We start from the raw sequence: 16798 nt of genomic DNA on the forward strand, positions 1-16798 counted from the left end.
CCGGCGTAACCGCGCTCCCCCGGATTCCCCCCAACGGCCGAACTACTTCGGCGCGGCCCGGACGTGGGCGCGCTCGCCCTGGCGGCCGATGAGGCTGAGGAACTCGACCGGCCCGTCGCCCGTCGCCCCGAACCAGTGCGGGGTGCGGGTGTCGAACTCCGCGGCCTCCCCCGGTTTGAGGACCAGGTCGTGCTCGCCGAGGACCAGGCGCAGCGTCCCGTTCAGCACGTAGACCCAGTCGTAGCCCTCGTGCGTGCGCGGGCTGGGTTCGACGTCCCCGGCGGGCAGGACGAACTTGTACGCCTGGATTCCGCCCGGGCGGCGGGTCAGCGGCAGGATCGTCGAGCCGTCCTGGCCGGCGATCGGCCGCAGGTGCACCCGCGGGTCGCCGGTCGGGGGCGCGTCGACCAGCTCGTCGAGCGTGACCTCGTAGGCCCGCGCCAGCGGCAGCAGCTGTTCCAGCGTGGGACGGCGCAGGCCCGCTTCGAGCCGTGACAGCGTGCTGGCCGAAATCCCGGTCTGCTCCGCCAACGCCGTGAGCGTGGTCTCGCGCTGCAGCCGGAGCCGCTTCAGCCGTGGCCCGACGGCGTCGAGCGTCCGGTCGGTCGTTTCGTCCATCCGGCCATTTTGCCATTCGGCAAGAAACTTTGCCAGATGGCGCGGTCCGGGCGCACGGTGGCCCGGTGAACGCATTCGACCAGCCCTACTGGGAAGACCACTGGCGGCAGGCCCACCACGGCCCGGGCACGCCCAACCCCCACCTGCTCCGCGAAACCGGTGACCTGACGCCCGGCACGGCCCTCGACGCCGGCTGCGGCCAGGGCAGCGAAGCCCGCTGGCTCGCGGCCCGCGGCTGGGCCGTCACGGCGGTGGACATCGCCGCCGAAGCCCTCCCCGCCTCGGCGGGCGTCCGGTGGGTCCGCGCGGACCTGACCACCTGGGCGCCCGGCGAGCGGTTCGACCTCGTCGTGACGCACTACGCCCACCCCGCGATGCCGCAACTCGCCTTCTACGAACGCATTTCCGGCTGGGTGGCCCCCGGCGGCACGCTGCTCGTCGTCGGCCACCGGCACGGGCACCACCACCCCGACGAGGCGTCGGTGACGCCCGAGGCCATCACCGGAGCACTCGGCGACGGCTGGCGGACCACCACCGCCGAAACCCGCACCCGGTCCGCGCTGAACGGCCGCGGCTCGCTGCACGACGTCGTCGTGCGCGCCACCCGGGAGGACGCATGACCACCATCACCGACCCGCGCCGGCGGCGCACCGTCCTGGTCGGCGTCTGCCTCGCGCTGATGGCGGTGATCGCGTCGGTGTCCGGGCTCAACGTCGCCCAGCCCGAGCTCGCGGTCGAGTTCGGCGCGTCGCAGGGCACCGTCATGTGGATCATCAACGGGTACACGATCACCCTCGCGGCGCTGCTCCTGCCGCTGGGCGCCGTCGGCGACCGCTGGGGCCGGAAACCGGTGCTGCTGGGCGGGTTGACGCTCTTCGGGCTGGCGAACGGCGTGGCGGGTCTCGCGCCGTCGGCCGGGATCCTGATGTCCGCGCGGCTGCTGAGCGGGGTCGGCGCGGCGATGATCATGCCGGTGACCTTGGCCGTCATCACGGCGACCTTCCCGGACGAGGAACGGTCCCGGGCGATCGGCGTGTGGACCGGTGTCGCCGGGGGCGGCGGCATCCTCGGGATGTTCCTGTCGGCCGTGCTGGTGGACGTCGCGAGCTGGCGGTGGCTGTTCGTCCTGCCGGTCGCGCTCGTCGTGGCCGCGGTGGCCGTGACGCTGCGGGCGGTGCCCGACTCCCGCGAGCAGACGCGGCACGGCTTCGACGTCCTCGGCTCGCTGCTGTCCGTGGTCGCCGTGGTCGGCTTCGTTTTTGTGCTGCACGAAGGGCCGGAACGCGGGTGGGCCGCGCCGGTGACGCTGCTGAGCCTGGCGGCCGGGGTCCTCGGCGCGGCCGGTTTTGTGGCCTGGGAACTGCGCAGCCCGGCGCCGCTGCTCGACGTCCGCCTCTTCCGCGAGCGCGGCCTGGCCAGTGGTTCCGTGGCGCTGCTGGCGGTGTTCGGGGTGCAGGCGGGGATCTTCGTGGTGCTCTTCCCCTACTTCGAAGCAGTCCTCGGCTGGTCCGGCTTCCGCTCGACCCTGGCGCTCATGCCGACGGCGCTGCTGATGATGGTCGCGTCCGGGCTCGCGCCACGGGTGGCCGAGCGCGCCGGGGTGCGCGCGACGATGGCGGCCGGGATCGTCCTGGGCGCCGCGGGCCTGGTGCTCATGGCGGTCTTCGTCTCGGTCGGCGGCGGCTACCTTTCGGTGCTGCCCGGCATGCTCGCGATGGGGCTGGGCATGGGGTTGACGATGACGCCGGCCACCGAAGCCATCACCGGCGCCCTGCCGCGGGAGCGCCAGGGTGTGGCGTCCGCGCTCAACGACGTCACCCGGGAGCTGGGCACCGCGCTCGGGGTCGCGCTGCTCGGCACGGTCCTGGCCGCCGGTTACCGCGGCGCCCTCGGTTCCCGGTTCGACGGCGTTCCTGCGGAGCTCGCCGAGAATGCGCGCCGGGGTGTCGCGAACGCCGTCGCGGCCGGCTCGCCGGCGGTGGCCGACGCGGCGCGGCAGTCCTTCGTGGACGGCTGGCAGCAGGCGATGTGGGCCGGCGCCGGGGTGCTGGTGGTCGTGCTCGGCCACGTGCTCCTGCGCGGCCCGGGGCGAAAACCGTCTTTTCGCCGGTATACAACCAGCAGGAAGATCGGTTAGCTTCCGCTGGTGAAGTTCACGAGTGCGCTGCTCTCTACGATGCTGGCAGTAGGCGCCCTGGTCCCCCTCGCCCCGGCTCCGGCCCGGGCCGAGGCGGACCCGGCGCCGTGGGCCGGCCCGCTCAGCACGCGCGGCCGCTACATCGTCGACGCGAACGGCGACCGCTTCAAGCTGAAGGCCGCCAACTGGCACGGCGCGAGCGGCACGTGGACCGGCTCGGGCGACGTGAACGACCCCGCGAACCACCACGCCGGGGAGATCGCCTACCAGACCCCGCTCGGCCTGGACCGCGTCTCCGTCGACACGGTGATCGACGGGCTCGCGCGGCTGGGCCTCAACAGCGTGCGGCTGCAGTTCTCCAACGCGATGATCCACGACACCCGGCCGGTCCCCGACCTGCCGGCCAACCCGGACCTCCACGGCCTGACGCCGTTGCAGGTCTACGACCGCGTGGTCACCCGCCTCACCGCGCGCGGGTTCGCCGTGATCCTCAACAACCACACCACGACTTCGCGCTGGTGCTGCGGGCTCGACGGCAACGAGCGCTGGAACACCGCGCAGACCGAGCAGCAGTGGCAGGACGACTGGCTGTTCATGGCCCGCCGGTACGCCGCGAACAAGCGCGTGGTCGGCGCGGACCTCTACAACGAGGTCCGCCGCAACACCTTCGACGACCCGAACTGGGGCTGGGGCAACGACAAGGACTGGCAGCGCGCGACCCAGCAGGTCGCCGACCGCATCCTGAGCGAGGCCAACCGGGACCTGCTGATCATCGTCGAGGGCATCAACTGGACCGGCCTGCCCATCGACGGCTTCGCCCACGGCCGCCCGACCCTCGAGCCCGCCCGCACGCTGTCCCACACGCTCGTCGAGTCCGGGAAGCTCGTCTATTCCGCGCACTTCTACGGCTACACCGGGCCGAACCACTCCGGTGCCACCGGCATCGGCGAGACCCACGACCCGCGCTACCGCGACCTCTCGCCGCAGGAACTGCGGGACACGCTGTACCGGCAGGCGTTCTTCGTCTCGGCCGACACCGGCAAGCACTACACCGCGCCGCTGTGGATCAGCGAGTTCGGCGAGGGCCGGCACACGACCGACCCGGCGTCGCGCGCGTTCTTCGAGAACTTCGTGAACTACCTCGCCGAGACCGACACCGACTTCGCCTACTGGCCGGCGGTCGGCTTCCAGACCGACGGGACCGGTGACGGCTGGTCGCTGCTCGCCTACGACACCGCCGGGCGGCGCATCGACGTCCTCGACGGCACGGACTGGCGCGGGCCCGCGTGGCAACGGCTGATCACCGCGCCGTCGCGCACCGGGCGGATCCCGGCGGCCGACCACTGGTCGATGCTCAACCTCGACTACGCGGACTTCCCGGCGTCACTCACAGTCCGCGCCAAGCCCGACTGGGATCCGGGTGCCCGCAAGGGCGCCTGCCCCGACGGCCAGCGGCTGACGGGCCTGGCCCACACCGGCGGCCGCGGCCTGTGCACCGGCACGCTCCTGGTCCCGTCCGCCTACACCACGGTCCGCGACGAGTCCTTTGTGGACACCGACTGGGCGTCCGGGTACACGAAGGTGCAGTGCCCGGCCGACTCCGCCGTGGTCGGGTACAGCGTCAAGGGCGCGGCCTTCTCCGCCGTGCTGTGCGGCAGGTCCGCGACACCGCTGGGCCGCACCGGGCGCACGGTCTGGTTCGACCGCGGGGACAACCGGCCCGCCGGCGACCCCGGCGGCGACTTCGCCTCCGGCAACTACAAGGGCCAGTGCGCGCCGAACGAGTACGTCGCCGGCGTCGCCTACACCGGCCGCATCGGCTCCGGCAAGACGCCGGACGCGCTGTTCTGCCGCTCCTGAGTCACCTCCAGGCTCAGCGCGACCGCCCGCTCGGCCAACGGGGACAGCGTCCGGTCGGCCGGCCACGCCAGCCAGATCTCCCGTGGCGCCGGCGCGGGCTCGAGCGGGTGCGTGACCAGCCCGTCGTCGTCCGGCCGGCCGTCGAGGGTCAGCATCGGCATGACGGCGATGCCGAGGCCGGCGCGCACCATCGACAGCACACCCTGGTTGTCCGCGGTGCGGAACACGATCAGCGGCGAGACCCCGGACTCGGCGTACACGCGTTCCACGCGCGCCTGATCGCAGATCGGCGGCTGCGCGACCATCGGCGTCCCGTGCAACGCCGTGAGCGGCACCGGCCCCGGCGCGAACGTGCCGCGGCGGGCGACCACGGCGTACGGATCGGCCAGCACCCGCGTCTGCTCGACGTCCCCGCCGACCCGGCCGTCGAAGAACAGCAGGTCCAGCTCGCCGATCCGCGGCTCGTCCGTCTCCTCCTCGAAGAGGCGGACGTCGGCCGCCGGGTGCTCGTCCCGCAGCCGCCGGACCACCGCGGGCAGCAGGACGTTCGTGACGCTCTGGAAGGTGCCGATGTCGACCCGGCCGTCCCCGGCCTTGAACCGCTCGACGGCGTCCTCGGCCGCCGCCGCGCGGGCGAGGAGCTCCCGGCCGTGGGCCAGGACGACCTCGCCGAGCGGGGTCAGGCGCACCGCCTTCGGGCCGCCCGGGCGGTCGAACACCGCGCCGCCCACGGACTTCTCCAGCGCGGCGATCTGCTGGCTGACGGCGGACTGGGTGTAGCCGAGGCGCTCGGCGGCCCGGCCGAAGGTGCCTTCGGCCGCGACGGCTTTTCGCGATCACTCGGGGCCCCTAACGTCCCTTTCATGACTCCTCGGCACGCCCTCTGGCTCCCCTTGTTCGACGCCCTGGCCGACCCCGCGCTGATCGCCCGCCTCGCCGCCGAAGCCGAAGAAGCCGGCTGGGACGGCCTGTTCGTCTGGGACCACCTGCGCTGGCGCGAGCCGGTCACCGCCGTCGCCGACCCGTGGATCACTCTGGCCGCGGTCGCCACCGCCACCTCGAAACTCCGTTTCGGCCCGATGGTCAGCGCGATCACCCGCCGCCGCCCGGTCAAGCTCGCCCGCGAAACCGCCACCCTCGACCGCCTCGGCGGTGGCCGGCTCACCCTCGGGGTCGGCCTCGGCAGCGACCGGTTCGGCGAGGAGTTCTCCCGCACCGGCGAGGAAACCGACGACAAGGTGCGCGGCCGCATGCTGGACGAGGCCCTCGACGTCCTGGCCGCCGCCTGGTCCGGCGACGTCGTGCACCACCACGGTGAGCACTACACGGTGGACGGCATCCGGTTCCTGCCCACGCCGGCGCGGCGGATCCCGGTGTGGGCGGCCGGGTTCCCGGGCAAGCTCCGCCCGATGCGCCGGGCCGCGCGTCTCGACGGCTTCTTCCCGGTCAACCTCACCTCACCGGACCAGTTCGCCGAAGTCGTCGCCCAGGTCGAAGCCCTGCGCACGACGACCGGGCCGTTCGACCACGTCGCCGAAGTCACGCCCGGCCAGGACAGCTCCCCGTACGCGCGGGCCGGCGCGACCTGGCTGCTGACCGCGTTCGACCCGGAGTCGCTGTCGGCCGACCACGTGCGTGGGGTGCTGCGCGACGGCCCGCGCTAGCGGATCCGCAGCTTCCGCATCAGCTTCAGCCCGGAAAGCATGCCCTCGACGTACTTTTCGTAGCTCTGGCCGGCCCGCGGCCCCATGACCTGCTTCTTGAGCACGGCCCGGTTCTGCACGTCGGTGTACTTGAGCAGCCCCTGGTCGCCGTGGCGGGCGCCGACCCCGGAGCTCTTGACCCCGCCGGACGGCGTGCCCTTGGCCGCGAACGCCGTGGCGAGGATGTCGTTGATGTTGACGTTGCCCGACTCGATGCGCGCGGCCACGGCGGCCGCGGCGCCGACGTCGCGGCCCCAGACCGAGGCGTTGAGGCCGTAGTCGGTGTCGTTGGCGAAGGCGACGGCCTCGTCGACGCTGCCGTACTTGTGCAGCGCCACCACGGGCCCGAAGGTTTCGGTGACCCCGCAGTCCATGTCCTTCGTGACACCTTCGAGGATCGTCGGCTCGAAGAACGCCGGGCCGAGGTCGGGCCGCGGCTTGCCGCCGCAGAGCACGGTCGCGCCCTTCGCGACGGCGTCGTCGACGTGCGCCTTGACCCGGCGCATGTGGTCGACCGAGACGAGCGAGCCCATCTCGGGCCCGAAGTCGTAGGCGGCGCGGACGTCGAGCGCCTTCGCCTTGGCCACGAAGGCGTTCTTGAACTCGTCGTAGCGCGACTCGGGCAGGTAGATCCGCTCGATGTGCATGCAGATCTGGCCGGTGTTGCCGAACGCGCCGAAGATCGCGCCCTGCGCGGCTTCGGCGAAGTCGGCGTCTTCGAGCACGATCATCGGGTTCTTGCCGCCGAGCTCGAGGCAGCAGCCGATGAGGTTCCGGCCGGCCCGTTCGCCGATCACCCGGCCGGTGGCCGTGGAGCCGGTGAACATCACGTAGTCGGCGTGGTCGATCAGCGTCGGCCCGACGTCCGGGCCCTCGCCGCAGACCACCTGGAACAGGCCCGCGGGCAGGCCGGCCTCCTCCAGCAGCTGGACGCCGTAGAGCGGCGACAGCGCCGTTTTGTTGTCGGGCTTGAGCACCACGGCGTTGCCGGCCATGAGCGCCGGGATCGCGTCGGAAATGCCGGTGGCGAACGGGAAGTTCCACGGCGCGATGACCCCGACGACCCCCTTGGGCCGCCGGATCTCGGTCGACGTCGTCAGCAGCGGCACCGGCCCGCCGCGCTTCGTCGGCGCCAGCAGTTTCGCGGCCCGCTTCAGGTAGTGGCTCATCACCATCGCCGGGTCGCAGGTCTCTTCGATCGCCATCCGGCGGTTCTTGCCGCTCTCGACCTGGATGAGGTCGGCGACGTCGGTCGCGTGGGCGACGAAGAGCGCGTGTGCCCGCTTGAACACCGCCAGCCGCCGCTTGAGCGGGGTCGCGGCCCACTTCGCCTGCGCCGCGCGGGCGACGGCGAAGGCCGCCTCGATGTCGGCCGGCGCCGACTGCGGCAGCTCGACGAGCGTCTCGCCGGTGTAGACCTCGGTGAGCGGCCAGGTCGCGCCGGCCGGGCCCGGCACCCGGGCGACGAGCCGCCGCAGGAGCGCGTCGGTCACCGACGCCGGACGGGTGAGCTGGAGCGGGGTGAGGGTCATGGCCGGCTTCCCGTCAGTGGTCCGCGAGCACGAGGTGCGCGCCCATCTCGCCGATCATGATGCTGGGCGCGTTGGTGTTGCCGCCGGTGATCGACGGCATGATCGAGGCGTCGCAGACCCGCAGGCCGTCGACCCCGCGGACCTTGAGGTCGGGTCCGACGACGGCGAGCTCGTCGACGCCCATCCGGCAGGTGCCGACGCCGTGGTAGACCGACGTCGCGCGGTTGAGGATCGCGTCGCGCAGCTCCTGGCCCTTGAGCTGCGTGCCCGGGTGGATCTCTTCCTTGACCGAGCCGTTGAACGCCTTCGACGCGAAGATCTCGCGCACCAGCTCCGAACCCTCGCCGAGCACTTCGAGGTCGGCCGGGTCGGCCAGGTACTGGAAGTCGATGAGCGGCGCCGCGGTCGGGTCGCCCGACGCGAGCCGCAGCGTGCCCCGGCTCTTCGGGTAGATCAACGTCGTCAGCACGGTCAGCGCCGGGCGCTTGTCGACGTCGTGGCGGATCGGCGCGTCCTGGTTGGGCGAGACGTACGCCCACGGCAGCAGGTGCAGCTGGAGGTCGGGGACGGCCTCGGCCTGGGACGTCTTCAGGAACGCGACCGCTTCGAAGACCGAGTTCGCCAGGAAGGTCGTGCCGGGGCGCATCAGCTCCCGGGCCAGGCCGCGCGCGAAGTAGCCCGGCGTGCCGGAGTTGCGGCTCGACGAGACGTGGAAGGTCAGCGCGTGGAACATGTGGTCGTGCAGGTTGTCCCCGACCGGCAGGTCCGCGACGACGCCGATGCCGAGCTCCCGCAGGTGCGCCGCGTGGCCGATCCCGGAGAGCATGAGCAGCTGCGCGGAGCCGACGAACCCGGCCGAGAGGATGACTTCCTTGCCGGCGCGGATGGTGCGCCGGCGGCCGCGGTCGAGGACTTCGACCCCGGCGGCGCGGCCGTTCTCGATGAGCACCTTCGTCGCCAGCACCCCGGACTGCACCTGGAGCGTCGCGGGCGCGAGACCGTGGACGTAACCGCGCGACGCGCTGTAGCGCAGGCCGTCGGCGGCGTTCTGCTGCATCCGGCTGACGCCCTCTTGGGACTCGGCGTTGTAGTCGTCGAGGATCTTGCAGCCGACGGCGTCCGCGGTGGCCTGGATGAACTGCAGGGTCCCCTCTTCGGGGCGCTTGTTGCGGGTGACGCGGATCGGGCCGCCCGCGCCGCGGAAGGCGTTCTCGCCGTCCTCGAAGTCCTCCATCCGCTTGTAGGCGGCGTTCACGCTGTCGGCGTCCCAGCCGGTATTGCCTTCGGCGGCCCAGGAGTCGAAGTTGGCGCGGTTGCCGCGGACGTAGACCATGCCGTTGATGGAGCTGGACCCGCCGACGACCTTGCCGCGCGGCACCGGCATCCGTCGATCTAGAACGTGTTTCTGCGGGACGGAGTAGTAGCCCCAGTCGAAGGGCTTCTTGAGCTGGGGCACGGCGTGCATGGGGCCGACCAGCCCGGGCTTCTTGATCATCATCTTCTGGTCGGACTTGCCGGCTTCGAGGACGATGACACTGGCTCCCGCGGCAGCCAGCCGCCCGGCGACCGCGGCACCCGAACTCCCCGACCCGACGACCACGTAGTCGGCCTCATCGCCGCGCGGCGCCCTGTTCGCCATTTCCGCTCCTCGGTCGGCCCGCCCCAGAACTGTAACCTGTTCTAGTTCGGTCAACCGTATAGCGTCCCGGCCGGGTTCCGCAATGGCGGACGCGTCGCTCAGCCCCGGGCGTTCGGATCGATCACGTCGCCGGCCAGGCCGGTGGCGGTCTCGCTGAGGGAGCCGGTCGAGTCGAGGAACTCCTGCCCCTGGGTGGTCGCCGACCCGACCGCCTCGGTGGCCCCGTCGACGGGCAGGTCGACGCCGGTCAGTTCGGTGACCTTCTCCCCCACTCCGCCGAGCTGCCCGTCGTCCAGTTCGCCGGGCGCTCAAGGGGTCGTGAGTGTTTAGTCGGGTTAGAACCCTACTTACCACTCACGACAAGCCACGCCAGACCACCAAACGTTCGCCGCGACCACCCCGGCGCAGGACGCGTGCGTGACGACAGTGAAGCGCTGCTTGTCGTCAGACGACCGTGAAGCTCGCCGTCAACGTCGCCGCCGAGCTCGTGCCCACGTAGACCTCGATCTTCCCCGGCTCCACCCGGAACTTCGCGCCGTTGTCGTAGAAGCCGACGTCCTCCGGGGTGAGCGTGAACGACACCGTCTTCGACGCGCCCGCGGCCAGCGTCACCCGCTCGAACCCGCGAAGGCGACGAACCGGCTGAACGATCGAAGCGACCGGATCACGCAAGTACAGCTGCACGACCTCATCGCCCGCACGGCCGCCGGTGTTGGTCAGCCGCACGCTCACCTGGACCCGCCCTCCCCGCGCCGGCATGCGGGTGTCCGAAAGACGCAGGCTGTCGACCCGGAACGTCGTGTACGACAAGCCGTGGCCGAACTCGTAGAGCGGTCCGGACTCCAGGTCGAGGTACTTGGACGTGTACTTGTTGACCGGGTCGGCCGGGCGGCCGGTGTTCTCGTGGTTGTAGTAGATCGGGACCTGCCCGACCGCGCGCGGGAAGCTGACCGGCAGCTTGCCGCCCGGGTTGACCACGCCGAACAGGACGTCCGCGACCGCGTGCCCGCCCTGCACCCCGGGTGCCCACGCCTCGAGGATCGCCGGCGCGTTGTCGTGCAGGTACGGGATCGTCAGCGGCCGGCCGTTGACCAGGACCACCACGAACGGCTTCCCGGTCGCCTTGATCGCGGCCACCAGCTGCTGCTGCACCCCGGGCAGGTCGATGACGCTGCGCGCCGCCGCCTCGCCGCTCATCGCGGCGGTTTCGCCGACCACCACGACCGTCACCTCGGCCGCGCGGGCCGCCTGCTGCGCGGCGGCGAACCCGCTCGTGTCGGCGCCCTCCACCGTGCAGCCGGCGGTGTAGGTCACCGTGGCCCCGGGCGCCGCCGCCTTGATGCCGTCGACCACCGTCACCGGCGGGGTCGTGCCCGCGCCGGTGCCGAGGCCCGACCAGGTGCCGTTCAGGTCGTAGGTCGCCGTGCCGAGCGGGCCGACCACCGCCACCGAGCGCACGGTCTTCGCCAGCGGCAGCAGTCCCTCGTTCTTCAGCAGCACCATGGACCGCCCGGCGGCCTGGCGCGACGCGGCGAGCGCGGCCGGGGAAGGCGCTTTCACCTCGCCCGGCTCGTCGACGTACGGACGCTCGAACAGCCCCAGCCGGACCTTCACCAGCAGGATCCGGCGGACGGCGTCGTCGATCTGGTCGCGGGTGATCCGCCGCTGGTTCAGCAGCTGCTCGCCGTACTTCACGTAGTTGGTGCTGACCATCTCCATGTCCACGCCCGCGGGCAGCGCCGCCGCCGCGGCGTCCGCGCCGTCGCCGGCGAGCCCGTGGTTGATCAGCTCCTCGATGCCGGTGTAGTCGCTGACGACGAACCCGCGGAAGCCGTAGGCGCCCTTGAGGACGTCGTGCAGGACGTAACCGTTGCCGTGCGCGGGCACGCCGCTGATCGTGTTGAAGCTGGCCATCACGGTCGCCACGCCGGCCTCGACACTCGCCTTGAACGGCGGCAGGTAGAGGTTGTGCAGCCGCTGCAGCGAGATGTCGACGGTGTTGTAGTCCCGGCCGCCTTCGGCCCCGCCGTAGGCGACGAAGTGCTTGGCGCACGCGGCGAGGCGGTCCGGTGACGAGTAGTCGTCACCCTGGTACCCGCGGACCTTCGCCACGGCCATCTTCGAAGCCAGGTAAGGATCTTCGCCGTACCCCTCGGCGATGCGCCCCCAGCGCGGCTCGTGGGTGACGTCCATCATCGGCGCGTAGGTCCAGTGGATGCCGCTGTGGCGGGCCTCCTTCGCCGACACCGTCGCGTCGGCCCCCGCCACGGCCGGGTCGAAGCTCGACCCCTGGGCGAGCGGGATCGGGAAGTTGGTCGTGTACCCGTGGATGACGTCGAGGCCGAAGATCAGCGGGATCCGCAGCCGGGTCTGCTCGACGGCGATCTTCTGCAGCGCGTTCAGCTTCGCGGCGCCCACCACGGAGAACACCCCGCCGAGCTGCCCGGTCGCCAGCGACGTCCGCGCGAGGTCTTCGGTGCCGACCAGCTGGAGCTGGCCGAGCTTCTCGGCGAGGGTCATCTTCCGCAGCAGGGACTCGACCCGTTCGTCGCGGTCCGGCCGGCCGGCCGGACCCGCCGGGTCCGCGGCGGCGGCGCCCGGGGCGAGCAGGCCGACCCCGCCCGCGGTGAGGATCCCGCCGACCCCGGCGAGCAGGCTCCGCCGGTTCACACCGTCGGCGGCCGGGCGATCGGCAGCGTGGCTCTCGGACTGCTCCATGGCGGGGACCCTTTCGCGAGAGAACTCGGGGCGCACAGGATAGGCACGAAAGGCCGCCGCCAGCAGCACGAATGGCGCCCTCTGTTCGGCCCTTCGGCGGGTTGTGGTCCGGGCCGGGAAGCCCCTACGGTCGGAAATTCGCGAGCCACTGGGGGAAGCCGTGCGAATGTCCGGAGCTGTCCTCACGAGTGTGCTGCTGCTGACCGGCGCCACTCCGGCGACCGCCGGCACGGAGTGGGCGCCGTCGCCGATCACGTGGACGACCTGCCCGGACGAGCCGGACGGCGAGTGCGGCACACTGCGGGTGCCGCTGGACTGGGACCGGCCCCGCGGGCCGGAGATCACCCTCGCGGTGGCGCGGCACCGCGCCACCGATCCCGCGCACCGCATCGGCGTGCTGCTGGCCGACGCCGGCGGCCCCGGTTCGTCGGGCGCGGAGTTCGCGCTGGCGCCGGGCTACTTCAGTCCCGAGGTGCGGGCCCGGTTCGACGTGGTCGGCTTCGACCTGCGGGGCACCGGGAACAGCGAGTTCATCCGGTGCGAGCCCGAGCCGGGCGGCCCGGACGACACGCCCGCCAGCCCGGCCGAGTTCGACGCTTTCCGGCGGTACAACCGGCAGGCGGTGGCGGACTGCCGGGCGCGGAACCTACCCGTGTTCGACCACGCCGACACCGCGGTCAACGCCCAAGACATGGACGCGCTCCGGCGGGCCCTCGGCGAGGAGAAGATCAGCTTCCAGGGCATCTCCTACGGCACCCTGCTCGGGCAGCAGTACGCCGAGGCGCACGGCGACCGCGTCCGCGCGATGGTCCTGGACGGCACCATCGACCACAGCGTCGACACCCGGCACTTCGTCGGCGACCGCGCCACCGCCGCCGACGACCTGTTCGGGCAGTTCACCGCGTGGTGCGGCCGGACCCCTTCGTGCGCGCTGCACGGCCAGGACGTCCGGGCGGTGTGGGAGCGGGCGCTCGTCGCGGCCGACGGGATGCCGTTGCCGTCCGGCTGGCTGCCGGAATGGGCGTTCTCGGACATGTACACCCCCGACTGGGACGCCCTCGCGACGCTGGTCGCCGACACCGCCGCCGGCCGGCCGCCGGTGCGCGCGCAGTTCGAGTACAACTACCGGTCGGTCCGCCTCGCCGTCGTCTGCCAGGACTTCGACCTCCGGATCGGCACTTTCGCGCAGTACTCGGCGATGCGCGCCGAAGAGCTGCGCCGGGCGCCGATCATGCGGGGCAGTGTCCTGGGGCACGGTGAGGTGATGGCCTGCACCGGCATCCCCGGCCCGCCCGCGAACCCGCCGCACCGGCTCGACCTCGCGCGGGCGCCGCGGATCCTGCTGCTGAGCTCGCGCCACGACCCGGCGACGCCGTACGCGTGGGCGCTGAACATCCACCACCAGGCGCCGGCGAACACCACGCTGCTGACGTACGAGGGCTCCGGCCACGCCGTCTACCAGCGCACCCCCTGCACCCGGGCGGCCGTGGACGGCTACCTGCTGACCGGCCGGGCGCCCCGGCACGACCTCAGCTGCCCGGGCTGACCCGCGCGTCGCGGTTCACCACCCGCAGGATCAGCCACTGGTCGAACCACGCGCCGGCCGTCGTGACGACCAGCATCACCAGACCGATCACCAGGTGCGTGTAGCTGTGCAGCGGCGCGGCGCTGTCGGTCAGCTTCGTGAGCCCGAACTGCAGTCCCAGCCGCAGGACGAACAGGACCGCGACCAGGCCGAGCGCCTGCTTGCTGCGCCACACCGCGCGCAAGTACTTGCGGCGGCGGGAAAGCAGCGTGAACCACAGCGTCAGGTGCACCGCGACGAGCACCAGCGGCAGCAGGGCGACCCACGAGTAGCGGTCGCTGAACTGCCGGGTCAGGTCGTTGCTGGCGACCAGCAGCCCGACGAGCACGAAGTACCAGCCCGGCAACCCTTCGACCGGTCCCTGGACGGGTCGTGCGCCGGTGATGAACTCTGCCTCCCGCATGGGAACCCTCCGTCTGTCGTCGTCTCGTCCCGAGTCTCACGGGAACCACGGGCGCCGCGATCAACCGGCGGTACGAGATCGCCCGGCCGTCTCGTACCCGGGTATGAGTTCCGGCCGCGGAGGCGGCGCGGGCGCGTCTCGTGAGGCACCATCGGCAGATGACCTTCGAAGGCCGTCCGTGATCACGCGGATCCCGTGGAGCGGCCGCCGGGGCCCGCTCGTGGCCGAGGCGGTTGTGCTCGCCGTGCTGGTGGTGCTCGACATGGTGCTCGCGGTCCGGGCGGGTCCGGTGCGGGGCGAGCTCTCCACCGTCGCCCTCGAGTTCGCGCCCGGGGTCGGCCCGGTCGTCGCGCTGCTGGCCGTGCTGCGCCGCCGGTTCCCCGACCACATCGCCGTCCTCGCCACCGCCGTCTCGGGGCTTTCCTTGCTGGGCACGGTGATCACGGCCGCCGTCGCCGCGGCGGGCTCGCGGCTCCCGCCGCAACCCGGCGCCGCCGAGACCCTGGCGATCGCGCTCGTGGTCGGCGCCTGCTGCCACCGGCTCTCCCCGCGTTCCGCCACCGCGCAGGCGGTTCTCGGCGGCTGCGCGGTGACGCTCGCCCCGATCCTGCGTTACGGCACGGACACCCCGGCCGCGCTCTACTCCGCCGGAGCCGCCGTGGTCTGGGGCGCCGCGCTGGCCGGCGGCCTGGTGCTGCGCGACGCCGAAGTCCGCGCCCGCGTGGAAGTCCTGGAGGTCCGCAACACCGAACGGCTGCGCCTGGCCCGCGAGCTGCACGACCTGGTCGCCCACCAGGTCACCGGGATCGTCGTGCGGGTGCAGGCCGCCCACCGCGTCGCCGAACGCACCGGCGGCGACACGACGACGTTCGCCGAGCTCGAAACCGCGGGCGCCACGGCCCTCGCGGCCATGCGCCGGCTGGTGGGCGCGCTGCGGACCGGCGAGGAGGACCTCTTCGTGCCGCCCACCGATCTCGCCACCGCGGTGGACCGCGCGGTCGGCGACGACGAGCGCATCCACCTCGACGTCGGTCCCGGCCTCGCCGGGGTGCCGGTCGCGCCCGAGGTCGTGACGACCGCCCACCGGCTGCTCACCGAGTCGCTCACCAACGTCCGCCGGCACGCGCCCGGCGCTGCCGAGGTGCGGGTGCTCGTGCGGCACGAACCGGACGGCGCGCTGCGGATCGAGGTGGTCAACGACGGCGCCGCGAAACCCGCCCGCCGGGGTGGCTACGGCCTGCTCGGGATGGCCGAGCGGGTGGCCGCGGTGGGCGGTACGGTGCAGGCGGGACCGGCGGACGGGCAGCGCTGGCGCGTCGTCGCGCGGCTGCCGCTCGAACCGGGCTGACCGCCGACGAGGGGAACCGGGTGCCGACGCGAGTGCTGATCGCCGACGACCAGGCGATGGTCCGCGCGGGGTTCCGGCTCATCCTCGAGGGCGAACCGGACATCGAGGTGGTCGGCGAGGCCGCCGACGGCGACCAGGCGGTGCGGCTCGCCCGCGAGCTGCGCCCCGACGTCACGCTGATGGACATCCGGATGCCCGGCGTGGACGGGCTGCGGGCGACCGAGCTGCTCGCCGGCCCGGACGTCCCGGAGCCGCTGCACGTCGTGATGGTGACGACGTTCGGGCTGGACGAGAACGTGCACGCGGCCCTGCGCGCCGGCGCCTGCGGGTTCCTGCTCAAGGACGCGGGGCCGAACCTGCTCGTCGAGGCCGTGCACGCCGCCGCCCACGGCGAAGCGCTCGTCTCCCCCGCGATCACGACCCGGCTGCTGGCGCACTTCGCACGCCGCGACCCCGGGCGCGCGACGGAGCTGGCGAGCCCGCTGACCCCGCGTGAGCTCGACGTCGTCCGCGCGGTCGCCCGCGGCGAGACGAACGACGAGATCTGCCGCTCGCTGGTGGTGTCACTGCCCACCGTCAAGACGCACATCGGCGCGGCCAAGCGCAAGCTCGGGGCGCGCAACCGCACCGAAATCGCCATCTGGGCCTGGGAAAGCGGCCTGGTCCGCTGACCGCGGCACCCGCACGACGACGGTGCGCGCGACAACGTCGCCGAACCGCTGACGGCGGCGGGTCACCAGCATCACGACGATCCCGACCAGCCCCCAGGCGAAGCCGTCGACCATCATCAGCAGCTCCCGCACGACGAACACCGACAGCGGCGGGTGGCCCCCGTCGAGCGTCACGACCCGCAGCCGCAGCCACCGCATCGCCGGGGTCTGGCCGCCGTGCCGCCACGGCCACCAGGTGGTGACGAACCAGAAGCCGACGAAGTCGAGCGCCAGCATCGTGTAGACGACGGCTTTGAGGAACCCGAGCAGCGCGGGCCCGTGCGGGTGGAAGAGCCAGATGACGGCGATGGCGAGCAGCAGCATGGGGAGGAAGACGAGCATCTCGTCGAGCAGGAACTGCACGAGCCGCCGCCCGACGATGCCGCGTCCGGTCCGGGAACCGCTCATCAGCCCATGATCTCCGCCCGGCGGCCCCGGCGCGCGCTGAGCGCGTGTCTCATACCCCGGGCCGAGGCGGAACCGGCGAGTTCGTCCTCCGGGCTGATCACCGGCGCGCGCGGCGAGGCCAGGCTCGGCGCGGACGA

At 72.6% G+C, this 16798-nt stretch carries 15 protein-coding genes and 1 pseudogene; 7 read left to right on the plus strand and 9 right to left on the minus strand.

Translation table 11 applies throughout. The features are described 5' to 3' along the window. Window positions 1-42: 42 nt before the first annotated feature. The gene (locus ACZ63E_RS18495; RefSeq protein WP_465337268.1) at window positions 43-618 is read right to left on the minus strand and encodes a helix-turn-helix domain-containing protein; all 576 of its coding nucleotides are present in this window, start codon (window positions 616-618) and stop codon (window positions 43-45) included. Window positions 619-683: 65 nt separating this feature from the next. Here ACZ63E_RS18495 and ACZ63E_RS18500 point away from each other — a divergent pair, with 65 nt between their 5' ends. From ACZ63E_RS18500 to ACZ63E_RS18510, 3 genes are read left to right on the plus strand one after another with little or no spacing between them, the layout of a single operon-like run. After that, window positions 684-1238 (plus strand): class I SAM-dependent methyltransferase, encoded by a 555-nt coding sequence (locus ACZ63E_RS18500; RefSeq protein ID WP_465337270.1) that lies wholly within the window; start codon window positions 684-686, stop codon window positions 1236-1238. Next, on the plus strand, window positions 1235-2755 hold the full coding sequence (locus tag ACZ63E_RS18505) for an MFS transporter (protein WP_465337272.1): 1521 nt from the start codon (window positions 1235-1237) through the stop codon (window positions 2753-2755). The genes ACZ63E_RS18500 and ACZ63E_RS18505 overlap by 4 nt, the downstream gene beginning before the upstream one ends. Before the next feature lie 39 nt (window positions 2756-2794). Next, the gene (locus tag ACZ63E_RS18510; protein WP_465337475.1) at window positions 2795-4615 is read left to right on the plus strand and encodes a glycoside hydrolase family 5 protein; all 1821 of its coding nucleotides are present in this window, start codon (window positions 2795-2797) and stop codon (window positions 4613-4615) included. Here ACZ63E_RS18510 and ACZ63E_RS18515 read toward each other — a convergent pair. Then, window positions 4558-5304 (minus strand): LysR family transcriptional regulator substrate-binding protein, encoded by a 747-nt coding sequence (locus ACZ63E_RS18515; RefSeq protein WP_465337477.1) that lies wholly within the window; start codon window positions 5302-5304, stop codon window positions 4558-4560. The genes ACZ63E_RS18510 and ACZ63E_RS18515 overlap by 58 nt on opposite strands. Continuing rightward, window positions 5293-5430 (minus strand): annotated as a pseudogene (locus ACZ63E_RS18520) (LysR family transcriptional regulator); the annotation flags it as partial. The gene ACZ63E_RS18515 and the pseudogene ACZ63E_RS18520, both read right to left, overlap by 12 nt. Before the next feature lie 48 nt (window positions 5431-5478). On the opposite strand from ACZ63E_RS18520, the gene ACZ63E_RS18525 reads away from it, so the two are divergent. Beyond that, window positions 5479-6279 (plus strand): LLM class flavin-dependent oxidoreductase, encoded by an 801-nt coding sequence (locus ACZ63E_RS18525; RefSeq protein ID WP_465337273.1) that lies wholly within the window; start codon window positions 5479-5481, stop codon window positions 6277-6279. On the opposite strand, the gene ACZ63E_RS18530 is transcribed toward ACZ63E_RS18525, so the two are convergent. From ACZ63E_RS18530 to ACZ63E_RS18545, 4 genes are all read right to left on the minus strand, one after another. Further along, a complete protein-coding gene (locus ACZ63E_RS18530) occupies window positions 6276-7850 on the minus strand; it encodes a succinic semialdehyde dehydrogenase (protein ID WP_465337275.1) in 1575 nt (524 codons plus the stop codon). The two genes, ACZ63E_RS18525 and ACZ63E_RS18530, sit on opposite strands and share 4 nt — an antisense overlap. Before the next feature lie 13 nt (window positions 7851-7863). After that, window positions 7864-9489: a GMC family oxidoreductase gene (locus tag ACZ63E_RS18535; RefSeq protein WP_465337276.1), complete on the minus strand. Its 1626-nt coding sequence runs from the start codon at window positions 9487-9489 to the stop codon at window positions 7864-7866. Between the two features lie 98 nt (window positions 9490-9587). After that, window positions 9588-9761 (minus strand): hypothetical protein, encoded by a 174-nt coding sequence (locus ACZ63E_RS18540; RefSeq protein ID WP_465337277.1) that lies wholly within the window; start codon window positions 9759-9761, stop codon window positions 9588-9590. 172 nt (window positions 9762-9933) lie between these two features. Further along, complete coding sequence (locus ACZ63E_RS18545; protein WP_465337278.1) at window positions 9934-12207, minus strand: glycoside hydrolase family 3 N-terminal domain-containing protein; 2274 nt, start codon at window positions 12205-12207, stop codon at window positions 9934-9936. 166 nt (window positions 12208-12373) lie between these two features. On the opposite strand from ACZ63E_RS18545, the gene ACZ63E_RS18550 reads away from it, so the two are divergent. Continuing rightward, the gene (locus ACZ63E_RS18550) at window positions 12374-13753 is read left to right on the plus strand and encodes an alpha/beta hydrolase (protein ID WP_465337280.1); all 1380 of its coding nucleotides are present in this window, start codon (window positions 12374-12376) and stop codon (window positions 13751-13753) included. Here ACZ63E_RS18550 and ACZ63E_RS18555 read toward each other — a convergent pair. Continuing rightward, entirely contained in the window at window positions 13737-14195 is a 459-nt protein-coding gene (locus ACZ63E_RS18555) for a hypothetical protein (RefSeq protein WP_465337282.1), read from the minus strand. The two genes, ACZ63E_RS18550 and ACZ63E_RS18555, sit on opposite strands and share 17 nt — an antisense overlap. A 178-nt stretch (window positions 14196-14373) precedes the next feature. On the opposite strand from ACZ63E_RS18555, the gene ACZ63E_RS18560 reads away from it, so the two are divergent. Together ACZ63E_RS18560 and ACZ63E_RS18565 are read left to right on the plus strand one after the other, a co-directional pair. Beyond that, the gene (locus ACZ63E_RS18560) at window positions 14374-15543 is read left to right on the plus strand and encodes a sensor histidine kinase (RefSeq protein WP_465337283.1); all 1170 of its coding nucleotides are present in this window, start codon (window positions 14374-14376) and stop codon (window positions 15541-15543) included. 20 nt (window positions 15544-15563) lie between these two features. Beyond that, the gene (locus tag ACZ63E_RS18565; protein WP_465337285.1) at window positions 15564-16214 is read left to right on the plus strand and encodes a response regulator; all 651 of its coding nucleotides are present in this window, start codon (window positions 15564-15566) and stop codon (window positions 16212-16214) included. Here ACZ63E_RS18565 and ACZ63E_RS18570 read toward each other — a convergent pair. Next, window positions 16107-16661: an RDD family protein gene (locus ACZ63E_RS18570; protein ID WP_465337286.1), complete on the minus strand. Its 555-nt coding sequence runs from the start codon at window positions 16659-16661 to the stop codon at window positions 16107-16109. The two genes, ACZ63E_RS18565 and ACZ63E_RS18570, sit on opposite strands and share 108 nt — an antisense overlap. Between the last annotated feature and the right edge of the window lie 137 nt (window positions 16662-16798).

It is taken from the genome of Amycolatopsis sp. NPDC104819, assembly GCF_055583145.1.

Bases quoted from the DNA above. Each gene is read 5' to 3' on its own strand.
- ACZ63E_RS18570 (WP_465337286.1), bottom strand. From the start codon at position 16,661: ATGAGCGGTTCCCGGACCGGACGCGGCATCGTCGGGCGGCGGCTCGTG.
- ACZ63E_RS18510 (WP_465337475.1), top strand. From the start codon at position 2,795: ATGCTGGCAGTAGGCGCCCTGGTCCCCCTCGCCCCGGCTCCGGCCCGG.
- ACZ63E_RS18535 (WP_465337276.1), bottom strand. From the start codon at position 9,489: ATGGCGAACAGGGCGCCGCGCGGCGATGAGGCCGACTACGTGGTCGTC.
- ACZ63E_RS18505 (WP_465337272.1), top strand. From the start codon at position 1,235: ATGACCACCATCACCGACCCGCGCCGGCGGCGCACCGTCCTGGTCGGC.
- ACZ63E_RS18550 (WP_465337280.1), top strand. From the start codon at position 12,374: ATGTCCGGAGCTGTCCTCACGAGTGTGCTGCTGCTGACCGGCGCCACT.
- ACZ63E_RS18525 (WP_465337273.1), top strand. From the start codon at position 5,479: ATGACTCCTCGGCACGCCCTCTGGCTCCCCTTGTTCGACGCCCTGGCC.
- ACZ63E_RS18555 (WP_465337282.1), bottom strand. From the start codon at position 14,195: ATGCGGGAGGCAGAGTTCATCACCGGCGCACGACCCGTCCAGGGACCG.
- ACZ63E_RS18530 (WP_465337275.1), bottom strand. From the start codon at position 7,850: ATGACCCTCACCCCGCTCCAGCTCACCCGTCCGGCGTCGGTGACCGAC.
- ACZ63E_RS18495 (WP_465337268.1), bottom strand. From the start codon at position 618: ATGGACGAAACGACCGACCGGACGCTCGACGCCGTCGGGCCACGGCTG.
- ACZ63E_RS18545 (WP_465337278.1), bottom strand. From the start codon at position 12,207: ATGGAGCAGTCCGAGAGCCACGCTGCCGATCGCCCGGCCGCCGACGGT.